The following is an 11,062-nucleotide window of genomic DNA, read 5'->3' as shown; positions in this document are numbered from 1 at the left end:
GCGCCCTAGGACCATGGAACAGGTGGCGTTTCAGGTGCGAAATAATGACGCGATCTTGATCTACGGGCCGGTTTTCTGCACAGCGCCTGCCCCGCGATTGTGATAAAACCAGCCTGTCTGCGCAGGAGGGTGCTGTATGGCAGAAACGGTGAACCGAACCCGAAGGTGGGTTTTGTTGGGCGGTGGCACTGTCGTCACCGCCGGTTTCGCTATTCGGCAATATCGCCTGATCCCTCCGGATTATGCAGGTGGCCAGCTGAGCGTCGAGGAAGCCCATCAGCAGGCGCTGTCGGGCGATGTCTTGCTGGTAGATATCCGAACTCCGCGGGAATGGAAGGTCACGGGCGTTGGCCAAGGAGCGTACCCGCTGGATATGCGTCGCGATGATTTCGAGCAGACGCTGGCGCAACTGACCGGCGGAGACCGTACTATTCCGGTTGCGCTGATCTGCGCCCGCGGGGTGCGTTCGGCCCGTCTGAGCAACCGGCTATCTGAGGCCGGGTTTACAAATATCTTAGATGTGCCTGAGGGTATGTTGGGGTCGGCCGCAGGGCCGGGATGGGTGCGCGCCGGGTTGCCGGTTGAGCGCAATACAGGAGAGACTGGATGATCCGTGAATTGACGCTGGCAACCGGGCTGGTGCTGGCCGGGCAGGCAAGTCTTGCCGCTTGTGCCGATCAGGAAGGCATGTGCGAAACCGCATCGGGTGGCTACCACATCGAACTGCCCGAGGTTGAAAACCCACCACTGGTCGTGTTCCTGCACGGCTATGGCGGCAGCGGTACAGGGACGATGAAAAACCGCAGTATGGTCGAACCCCTGCTGGCGCGCGGATATGCCGTAATGGCACCTGAAGGGCTTGAGCGACCAAATCGCGAGGGTATCAAAAGCTGGAACTTCTATCCGGGATTTGGCGAGCGAGATGAGACCGCGTTTCTGACCGAAACCGTTCAAGATGCGGAAGAAAGGTTCGGGATCGACTCCGAGAGGGTTGTTCTGGGCGGGTTTTCTGCCGGTGCGTTCATGGTCTACTACCTCGCCTGCGCCGCGCCGGATACGTTTTCAGCCTATGTGCCCGTCTCGGGTGGATTCTGGCGTCCGCATCCCGAGGCTTGCGACGGTCCTGTGCGGTTGTTTCACACCCATGGCTGGACCGACAATGTGGTGCCGCTAGAGGGGCGTCTGCTCGGCGGTGGCCGGTTCCATCAGGGCGACATCTTTGCCGGTCTGGAGATTTGGCGCGTTGCCAACGAGTGCGTTGACACCAAACCCAGCGGGTTTTCCACCACCGGCCAGTTCATGCGCCGCTATTGGACCGGATGCGCCGAAGGCAGCGCGCTGGAATTCGCGCTGTTCCCCGGTGGTCATGGAGTGCCCAAGGGCTGGGCTGACATGATGGTGGATTGGTACGAAGGTTTGCCGGGCGGCTGATCCCGGCGCTTTGCGTTTGGACTTAAAAAGCGCGCGGCCTCTCACTTAGATTGGCCGCGCATTCGTTTGACAACCCTCAGAGGAAACGCAAAGCGCATTATTCGGCAGGGGTCATCACGCCTTTACCTTCGATCAGACGCTTCAATTCATCCCGGTGACGCCGGGCCGAGCGGGTGATTGCGGGCTCGCGGAAATCCTCACGCATCCCGACCATAAGCCGCGCCGCGCCAGCCGAGACACCGCTGAGCGCGGACAGTGGTATCGCCAGCGCAAGGCTGATCGCGATCGGAGCCAGCCAGACCGAGACAAGACCGGACAGGATGCCGACGCTCAGCGCGGCGCCGCTGATGGTTTCCAGCGTGTGGCAAAGGATCAGGGTGCGCAGGCTATAGGTGCCACCGTCGCGGGCCTGCGGGGACCAGCCCTTTTGAATGCCAAGTGCTGTGCGGAATACAGCGATCATCTGCTGTACCATCAGGATCGGGGCGTAGAGGATCGACAGGAGCACCTCGGCCAGGAAGGATGTCACGAACTTGGACCCGCCGCCGAACTCGGCATAACGCACACCGCTCAGGGGCAGGGCCAGAACGCCCAGAACCTTGGGGGCCAGCAACATCGCGTACATCACCAGAATGATCAGCACGTGGCGGGTTTCCGACATCTCAGGCCATTGCGGGAACATCGGGTTGTCGGGGCTGAAATAATGCAGGACCGAGGCATCCTCGCCCTGACCGATCAGTGCCCACATCACCAGCAGCGCGAACCATAGCGGCGACATCAGATATCCAACCGCACCATGGAACATGTGGAAGCGCGACACGGCGCGGAAACCCGTCGAGCCCAGCAGTTTAAGGTGCTGCAGGTTGCCTTGGCACCAGCGACGGTCGCGCAGGGCGTGGTCGATCAGTGTGGGCGGAGTTTCTTCGTAAGAGCCCCGAATACGCGGCAGGAACCGCACGCCCCAACCGGCGCGACGCAACAGACCGGCTTCGACAAAATCGTGGCTCATGATCAGCTTTTCCTGACCATTGTAGGCCCGCAGCTTTGGCAGACCTGCGCTTGTGGCAAAGGCACGTGTGCGGATGATAGCGTTGTGGCCCCAATAGTTGCCTTCTTGACCGCACCAGCGGGCCAGACCTTCGGCAAAGGCGATGCCGTAAACACCATTGGCGAACTGCTGCATCCGGGCAAAGACCGATTGTGCGCCGATCAGTTGCGGGTAGCTCTGGATCAGACCGGCGCCGGGATCACGCGCCAGCGAATCCGTGAGGCGCAGGATCGCGCGACCCGTCATCAGGCTGTCGGCATCCAGTACCAGCATTGCGTCCCAATCAGCGCCCCAGCGGCTGACCCAGTCGGCGATATTGCCAACCTTGCGGTCGGTGTTTTCTGCTCGGCGACGGTAATACAGCTCCAGACCGGGGGCGAGGGTGGTGCGCAGGGCCTCGACGCTGGCCTGCTCCTGCGCCGCAATTTCGGGATTGCGGGTGTCGGACAGGATGAACATGGCATAGTGGTGCTGACCACCCCGAGCACGCAGATCTTCAAGCATCGTGCGGGCGTTGCCCAGCACGTTCCACGGCACTTCGTTGTAGACCGGCGTCAGCAGTGCCACGCGAAGCGGCTGCGGGCGAGTTTCGCGTTTCGGCTGCTCCTGCCGCGACAGGGACACCATGCCCAGCAACACGGTGCAGACCGTGAAGGAAATCCAGAAGAAGTTGAACGAGATCAGCGCCAGCAGGATGCCTTCGATCAGGTTGATCCCTTCGGCGCCGAACCAATCGCTCATGACCCATAACAGGCCCAGCGTGGCCGCCATGGCCGGGGAAAACGCCAATGTACGCCAGAACCCGGCCGAGGGGCGCTGACCCGATGGCACCTGCGCATCCCGGAAATCAGCGCTGAAATCTTGCGCGGGCATGGCCAAGGGTGCCTCGGGGGGCATGATGTGCAAATCCTGGGTCATGCGGTCCAACGATAAAGCCAGACCTCAGAGGCCGGTTGTTTGTCTTTCAGCAACTGCGCGCGCAGTTCCACGTGGTTGCGGTCGCCCGGTTGGAACGAAAATGCCAGTCGCAGGCCGCCTGTGTCGGGGTTGCGTTGCAATACGCCCTCGGATGTTTCGGCATGGGGCGAGTCGACAAAGATCGTCATCGCTTCGGGGTCGTCGAACAACTCGCTTTCCTCAAAGTCGATGACGGCCAGACGGCCTTCGCCAAAGGTGTTGTCGCCCATCGCGGTATTGATCACGCGCGGCATCGGCGTGCGCTGGGGTTCCTCGCCCCAGATCAGGCGATAGGACAGATCGACTTGACTGCCTGCCGCATAGGGTTCCATCGGGCGCCAATAGGCGACGATGTTGTCATAGATTTCCTGATCGGCCGGAATCTCGACCAGAGTGACGGCCCCTTTACCCCAATCGCCGTTGGGTTCGACCCACAGGCCCGGGCGCTTGTGGTAATTCGCCTCAAGATCGGCGTAGTCCGAGAACTCACGCTTGCGCTGCAACAGGCCAAACCCGCGCGGGTTCATGTCGACAAAGGACGAAAACTGCAACTGCGTGGGGTTGGCAAGCGGACGCCACAGCACCTCTCCGGCGCCGTTGCGGATCAGCAGGCCGTCGCTGTCATGGACAGCAGGGCGGAAATCGTCGAAGCGGCTGTGGTTGGTCTGATCGAAAAGGAACATCGAGGTGCCGGGCGCGATGCCGACATGGGTCAGCTCTTCGCGCGGGAACAGAGTGGCCTCGATATCCATCACGCAATCTGCACCGGCGGTCACTTTGAACCGGTAGGCACCGGTCACGCTGGGGCTGTCCATCAGCGCGTGGACCACCATTTCACGCTGACCAGGTTTCGGGCGTTCCAGCCAAAAGCGGATGAATTCGGGAAATTCCTCGCCATCCGGGTCGCCGGTTTTCAGGGCCAGACCGCGGGCGGACAGGCCGTAGACTTCGTGCAGGCCAATGGCGCGGAAATAGCTGGCTCCTTGCCAGACGCAGAATTCGTCGGTCTTGCCGGGTCGGTGCATTTCGGTGCGCAGGCGCAGGCCGGAAAAACCCAGCGTGTCGTCGATCGGCAATTCTGGCACGTCCTCGGATTTGTCGAACATGCTCAGGTCAAAGGCGACAGGCGAGGCCATCCCGTTTTCGACCGTCATCACCTTAACCGTACGCGGGAAGTACAGGCCGGGGGTGAAGAAATCGACGTTGAAAGGCGTCTCGGTCTCATACCAAAGCGCGCGGTCCAGACGGAACCGGATCGAGCGGTATTGCTCATACGTCAGATCTTGCCATTCCTGCGGCACCATCTCGCGTTCAGCATAAGGCTGGCTGGCCAGTTCCCGGGCCATTGCAATGACGTCGTTGCGGTCAAACGGAGTTTCCCCACCGGTGGCAAACGTGGCCGGCGCAAAGGCAAGCGCCGAAGTCGAGGCCAGAAATGCGCGACGTGTAAAATTCATTTTTTCGACTTCCAAGGTTGTGACTTGAACCAAGCGGCCATGTAAGCAACGCCTATGATCATCGCAAATCCAATCATGTTGGCGACGAACACACTGGCAACATCCCGCCCACTCAGATCCAGTCCGACGCCGATAAGTCGTGCTGCTGCCATGGAAAACACGAACACTGCCAGCGATTGCTGCCCGACCTTGGTGATCACGGTCAGCAGGAATTGCCAGACCTTGGCGGCTGCTCCGTGCCCGGTGGCGATCAGGCGGTGGCCGTGCTCTCCGGCAACGACCCAGCCCAGATAGGCCAGTGATAGGAAGTGCAAGTAACGGAACAGCCCAAAGTCGGTCTTGTCACGCAGTTCCTTGGTAACCGGCCAGACCTTGCGGATTTCCTCGGCCAGATCGGGGGCAGCCGCGTTAATCCAGGTGAACACTTTCCACGAACCAAATGGCATCGAGAAGATCAGAAACAGTGTCGCCGCCCAGATCAGGGTCTTCGATACCGGAGGGGCAGGAATCCAGCCGCGCATGAAGGCGAACCCGGTGAAGAACAGCAACTGCCAGCCAAAGGGGTTGAAGAACCACTGACGGTCCGACCACGGCTCGGCCGGCAAGTCCAGAACGTCAGTTTGCGCCACCAGCCACAACGTGACTGAGGCCAAAGCAACCGCCCAAAACCCGATCCGAGACAGGCCCATGACCAGCGGCATCATCGCCAGAACCACCAGATACATCGGCAGAATATCAAAGTAGTTCGGCACATAGGTCAGGGTGAACATCCCGACGATTTGCGGTGCCGGGTCGTTGAAGAAATGCTGAAGGTTCAGTGATGAGATGTAGCTTTTCTCGAACAGCCCGCTTTGATCCAGCGCCGCCATGGTCATGGCGACAAAGAAGAACAGCGCAATATGCGCCCAGTAGACCTGCCAGATTCGGAAGGCGACACGGGCCGTGCCCATCCACCAGCCTTTGCGCAAAAACGCACCGCCAAATGCGATGGCCGAGGCCATGCCCGAGCAGAACACGAAAATTTCGGTCGCGTCCGAGAACCCGAAGCGGGCCGGTATCCACTTGGCCCACGGGTCGTTGGGGATATGCGCGATCAGAATGATGAACATCGCGATGCCGCGATAGAAATCCAGCCGCGGGTCACGCGTGCGCGCAGGGGCAGCCGTCGAGGCCACCACAGGCGCAAAATCAGAAGCGGGCGAAGCTGTCGCCATACGTATTCTGTCCTTCTTGGTCTTTTTTGTTTTGTTATTCAGCCGGAACGCTTTGTGCGTCTCGGTCATCGCGGGCCGCGTCTATTAATGCGCGGCGCGCCAGAGCGTAATTATCCTCGCCTCCGGCGCGTTTGGCGCGGCGATCGTCCAGGATGCGCTCTACAGCATCCAGACGGCCCGCGCGCAAGCCGGAATCAATTGTGATGCGCTCGAATACATCACGTTGGGCGTGGCTGCCCCCTGCCAGCTGCATACCACTACGGGCGCTCGATAAAAAGTCGAATGCCGAACCGTAAAGGCCTTCACCGAAGGCCTCAAGCCCTTTGGCGGCTGCAATGCCCGGATCGGACATGCGGATCGGGGTGTCCCCCTGATTGCGCTGCGCGTCCTTCTGGATACGCTTCAGCATCTTGTTTGTCGCGTCGGTGCGGTTGTCCCCGGTCAGGGCCAGAAGGTAGTGCAGATCGGCAAAAATCAGGCAACCATCCTCGGTCCGGGCTGCGCTGAGATCGGCCAACTCTTCCCAACGGTTGCCGACATCAATGCCTTCCAACTCCAACCGAGACAGCAGCGAGGTGGCGTTCGAGATATCGCGGTAGTCGTCGGTTTTGTCCTGACGGATGTAGTTGTCATACAGCTCCATCACCTGTTCGACCTGACCCAGATCCAGATGCATCAGCGCTTTGTGCCACCAGACGTGATAGCGGAAATTGTTACAGTGCGTCCAAGCGTCCTCGCGCCCGGCTAGCCAGTCCAGACCCAGCTGTGCGTTGCCCGTCATCTCATGCACGTGGGCCACTGCGTGCAGGCCCCATGCGTCGTCCGACACCATCCACAGGGCCTGGCGTCCGGCGATCTCGGCCTTTTCATAAGCGCCGGTTTCCTCCAGCGCGAAGGAATGACAGCCCAGCAGATAGCCGCGACCGGGGTGATCGGGCGCATAGGCGGGCATGACCCGTTCGATCGACCGGCGCATCCCGGCCGAGTCACCCAGAACAAACCGTGTCGCATGGCTGAGCTTCATTGCCAGCGTATCCTGCGGATGGGCGCGCAGGATTTCTTCGAACTTCTGAATTGCCTGCGAGGGCAGGTCGGCCAGATACAGACCCAGCGCGTCGATATACAGTTGCTCGCGCGCGGAAACCGGCTGCTGTTCTGCCGCTGCGTTGGCGGCTGACAACGCCTCAACCGCGACTGCTGTCATCTCACGCCGACCCAGCAGGACCATGAACAGACCTTTGATCGCATGGCCCAGGGCAAAGTCGGGCTCAAGCTCAAGCACTTTGCCCAGATGCTGCGGCGTGCTGGCCGAATGCGCCATGAAGCCAAGCAGAACACCATTCCACGCCTCGACGCTTGCGGGCTGGTTGAGGGTGTTCATCTGTCCGAACACATCTTGTTTCATGGGAGCGATCCGATCCAATTATGAATTTGTACAATATCTGATTTAGCAGAGACTTTGGCGGCGTCGTATCAGTATCGCCGCTGCTCTCGAATTGGTGAAATGCCGTGTGGGGAAAACGTGAAAAAAACCGCCGATTCAACGGCATGTTTCAGCAACATGCCGCCGAAATGGGTGCTGTGTTTCAATCTTCGAATGGATTTTCAGCGTTCAGAACGCTCTGAGTGTCCGCCCCAAATACGGGCGGCGCACTGCGATATGTTACAGGTGTACGGGATAGTTTCAGCGGGTTGCCGATCAATTTCACCTCGCCCGGGGCGGCCTGCATGGCGATCTGCATTTGCCGAGCCGCGACCTGGTTTGTGGCAAAAACCTGGTCCAGCGTCTGCACCGGTCCGACGGGTACTTTGCGGGTCTCCAACTCGGCGATGACAGTAGCTGTGGCGTAGGTCTGTACCGCCGGGCGCAGCACAGCGTTTAGGGCGTCGCGGTTTTCCAGCCGCGCGGGATTGGTGGCAAAGCGCGGGTCGTCGGCAAGTTCCGGATGGCCGATGAACTCACAAAAACGGCGGAACTGGCCATCGTTGCCTACGGCCAGAATGACGTGACCATCGGCGGTTTCATAGACGTCATAGGGCACGATATTGGGATGACCGTTGCCGCGCCGTTGGGGGACTTCGCCCGAGGTCAGGTAATTCACACCCTCGTTGATCAGCCATGACACTTGCGTATCGACCAGTGCAAGATCGATCTGCTGGCCTTCGCCGGTCTGATCGCGGTGGCGCAGCGCTGCCAGAATACCGACAGTCGCGTACATCCCGCACATCACGTCAGAGATGCCGACGCCCACCTTCATCGGGGCCCCGTCAGCGTCACCGGTCAGCGACATGATCCCACCATAGCCCTGTGCCATCAGGTCATATCCGGGTTTGGACGCGTTCGGCCCGGTCTGGCCATATCCCGAGATCGAGCAATAGACGAGGCTGGGAAACTCTGGCGACAGGGTCGCGTAGTCCAGCCCATATTTCGCCAGCCCGCCGGGTTTGAAATTCTCGATCAGGATATCCGCGTGCGAGGCCAGTCGTTTGATCTGTGCCTGACCCTCGGCCGTGGTGATGTCGATGGCCACCGATTTCTTGTTCCGGTTGGTCGACATGAAATAAGCGCTTAGGTCCGAGCGGTTGCCGTCTGCGTCCTCGACATACGGAGGGCCCCATTGCCGGGTGTCGTCCCCGCCCGTCGCTGGGTTTTCGATCTTGATGACAGTTGCGCCCAGATCACCGAGCAACTGCGTACAGGTCGGCCCGGCCAGAATGCGGCTGAGGTCCAGTACTTTGATACCCTTCAGCGGTCCTTCAGATCCGGCCATCATAGCCTCCACGGTCAATCTCGGCGGCGATCACGGTGAATGTATCGGCCTTAACAGCGGCGTCCAGTGCGGCGCGCAGTTCGGCGCGGTTGCGGACCGTGTGACCGTTGCCGCCAAAGGCCCGGCCCATGGCGGCAAAATCGTGGCGGTCGAAATCGACGCCCATATTGCCCATCTGGCGCTGCCGTTGTTTCAACTCGATCAGCGCAAGGCTGGCGTCGACAAAGACCAGAAAGATCGGGTTGCCGCCCATTTCAGCGGCGGTCGACAGCTCTCCGGCGACCATCAGAAACCCGGCATCGCCTGAAAAGCTGATCACCAGACGTTCCGGTTCAGCCAGTTTCAGACCGATTGCCATCGGAACGGCGCAGCCCATGGTGCACAGAGCCGAGGACTGGATCAGCCCGCGTTCTTCGTGGCAGTCCCACATCTGGCTCAGCAGGATGCGATGCGCACCGCTATCAGCGGTCGCCAGTGTTTCAGGCGGCAGGACGGCGCGGGTTTCGGCGATCACAGCGGCAGGACCCCACTCGTCATCGGTAGGGAAGGCCTGCGCCAGCGAGGCCTTGACTCGCGCGGGCTCACCACTCGACCATGTCGCGCGGGCAGGGTTGCCCTTAGCAATGGCCTCCAGCGTGGCACCGGTATGGGCCACCAGATTCAGCCCGGCCTGATGCATATAGTGATCGTTGACCACGGCAGAGATATCGATGACGCGCTTTTCCTCGGGGTCCCAGATCTCGCGCCAGCCGGGGCGCATTTCGATCGGGTCATAGCCTAGGCAAAGCACCAGATCGGATTGTTCAACTAAGGGCACCAGATGTTTGTCGGCCAGTGGCGACAGACCCGCGCCGCCAAGGCACAGGGGATGATCCTCGGGGACCACGCCCTTTGCTTTATAGGTGGTCACGAAGGGAATGTTGAAATGTTCCAGAAACGCCTGCACCACGTTGCGCGAGTCGTCATAGAGCACGTCCAGACCCACAATCGCGATGGGACGCTCGGCCTCGGCCACCCAGCGGCGAGCTTTTTCAACGCAATTTCCTTCGGGCGCGACGGCTGCAGGTTTGGTCAGACGGCGACGCTTCACTCCGGATACACGCGTATCCGCGACCGAGATCGGCACGTCGATATGCACCGGACCGGGGCGCGGCTGATTGGCCAGCGATACGGCCTTATCCGCCACGATATCCGCACCCTGCGCGGTCAGGGTGAACGTGCCCTTGGTGATCGAACGATAGACCTGCGCGTGATCCATAACCTGATGGGTATAGGTCAGCGCCTCATCCGCATCGACGCAGCCGGTCAGCACGATCATCGGCACACGGTCCTGCAACGCATTGGCCACTACGTTGATACCATTCATCGCACCGGGGCCTAGGGTGGCCACCAGAATCGCGGGCGCACCGTCGCGGTGATGCACGGCCTCGGCCATGAACCCGGCGGCGTTTTCGTGTTTGGTCAGGTGAAAGGTGATCCCCGCCTGCGTCAACGCATCCACCAGCGTCAGAACCTCACCTCCGGGCATACCAAAGGCGTGGCGGCACCCGGCCTCGTAGAGACGTTGTGCCAAAAGGTCAGCCGCGCGGGGGGACAGGTCCTGCATCAGTCAAACTCCGAATTCTTTGCTGCATTGCAGATTGCGGAGGACACGCCCGGACGCAAGCGGGTTCACGTCAGTGTGACTATTTGACTGCGGATTCCGCAACCGCCTGAAACTTTGTGTCAAGTTCAGAGGCAATGTCGCTCAGCGGTTCGCCACCCTCATAGACGTAAGGCGCAAACACAAAGCTGGGCGTTTTGTAGGACAGGGTGGCGGTGCCGTCCTCGTTTTCGGTGACATAGAACCGGATCGGAGCCTCGATCATCGCCCGGACCGAGGTTTCCAGAACGCGGACCGCGTAGTCGTTGTTAAAGGCCCCAATCACCAGATTGCCGGGAATGATGATGCCCCGCGCCGCCGCTGCCTTGGTTGGCCCGGCCTGTGTGACCACGATCAACCCGTTTTCTTTCACCGCAGCCTTGGTGTCGGCCACGAGATCCTCGTAGCTTTTGTCAGTTGGATAAACCGCCCAGCCCGATAGGGGTTCTTCGGCCCAGGCAGGCAGCGTCAGACAGCAAAGCAACGCCCATAGAACACGCATTCTTGTCACCTCCAGCACCAAAACTGGTCTTATTGATGAC

9 protein-coding genes are annotated in these 11,062 nt (G+C 60.4%); 2 read left to right on the top strand and 7 right to left on the bottom strand.

Translation table 11 applies throughout. The features are described 5' to 3' along the window. Window positions 1-136: 136 nt before the first annotated feature. A complete protein-coding gene (locus tag ACR0KW_RS06210) occupies window positions 137-610 on the top strand; it encodes a rhodanese-like domain-containing protein (protein ID WP_480804224.1) in 474 nt (157 codons plus the stop codon). Continuing rightward, window positions 607-1,431: a CE1 family esterase gene (locus tag ACR0KW_RS06205; RefSeq protein WP_480804223.1), complete on the top strand. Its 825-nt coding sequence runs from the start codon at window positions 607-609 to the stop codon at window positions 1,429-1,431. The genes ACR0KW_RS06210 and ACR0KW_RS06205 overlap by 4 nt, the downstream gene beginning before the upstream one ends. A gap of 97 nt (window positions 1,432-1,528) precedes the next feature. On the opposite strand, the gene mdoH is transcribed toward ACR0KW_RS06205, so the two are convergent. The 7 genes from mdoH to ACR0KW_RS06170 all read right to left on the bottom strand — a co-directional run bounded on the left by mdoH (window position 1,529) and on the right by ACR0KW_RS06170 (window position 11,022). Then, a complete protein-coding gene (gene mdoH, locus ACR0KW_RS06200; RefSeq protein WP_480804222.1) occupies window positions 1,529-3,397 on the bottom strand; it encodes a glucans biosynthesis glucosyltransferase MdoH in 1,869 nt (622 codons plus the stop codon). Next, window positions 3,394-4,893 carry an OpgD/OpgG family glucan biosynthesis protein gene (locus tag ACR0KW_RS06195; protein WP_480804221.1) on the bottom strand — a complete coding sequence of 500 codons (1,500 nt, stop codon included), beginning with the start codon at window positions 4,891-4,893 and terminating at the stop codon, window positions 3,394-3,396. Before ACR0KW_RS06195 ends, mdoH begins: the two co-directional genes overlap by 4 nt. Continuing rightward, window positions 4,890-6,107: an OpgC family protein gene (locus ACR0KW_RS06190; RefSeq protein WP_480804220.1), complete on the bottom strand. Its 1,218-nt coding sequence runs from the start codon at window positions 6,105-6,107 to the stop codon at window positions 4,890-4,892. The genes ACR0KW_RS06195 and ACR0KW_RS06190 overlap by 4 nt, the downstream gene beginning before the upstream one ends. A 34-nt stretch (window positions 6,108-6,141) precedes the next feature. Further along, window positions 6,142-7,512 carry a tetratricopeptide repeat protein gene (locus tag ACR0KW_RS06185; protein WP_480804219.1) on the bottom strand — a complete coding sequence of 457 codons (1,371 nt, stop codon included), beginning with the start codon at window positions 7,510-7,512 and terminating at the stop codon, window positions 6,142-6,144. Window positions 7,513-7,693: 181 nt separating this feature from the next. Further along, complete coding sequence (locus ACR0KW_RS06180) at window positions 7,694-8,878, bottom strand: CaiB/BaiF CoA transferase family protein (RefSeq protein WP_480804218.1); 1,185 nt, start codon at window positions 8,876-8,878, stop codon at window positions 7,694-7,696. Next, window positions 8,865-10,484, bottom strand: a complete 1,620-nt coding sequence (locus ACR0KW_RS06175; protein ID WP_480804217.1) for a thiamine pyrophosphate-binding protein — start codon at window positions 10,482-10,484, stop codon at window positions 8,865-8,867. Before ACR0KW_RS06175 ends, ACR0KW_RS06180 begins: the two co-directional genes overlap by 14 nt. A gap of 79 nt (window positions 10,485-10,563) precedes the next feature. Continuing rightward, window positions 10,564-11,022, bottom strand: a complete 459-nt coding sequence (locus tag ACR0KW_RS06170) for a DUF302 domain-containing protein (protein WP_480804216.1) — start codon at window positions 11,020-11,022, stop codon at window positions 10,564-10,566. Window positions 11,023-11,062 lie beyond the last annotated feature (40 nt).

The sequence above is a fragment of the Ruegeria sp. CG11 genome (genome assembly GCF_056537245.1).
Note: the sequence above shows the minus strand (reverse complement) of the source record. Positions and strands in the feature narration are given on the sequence as shown.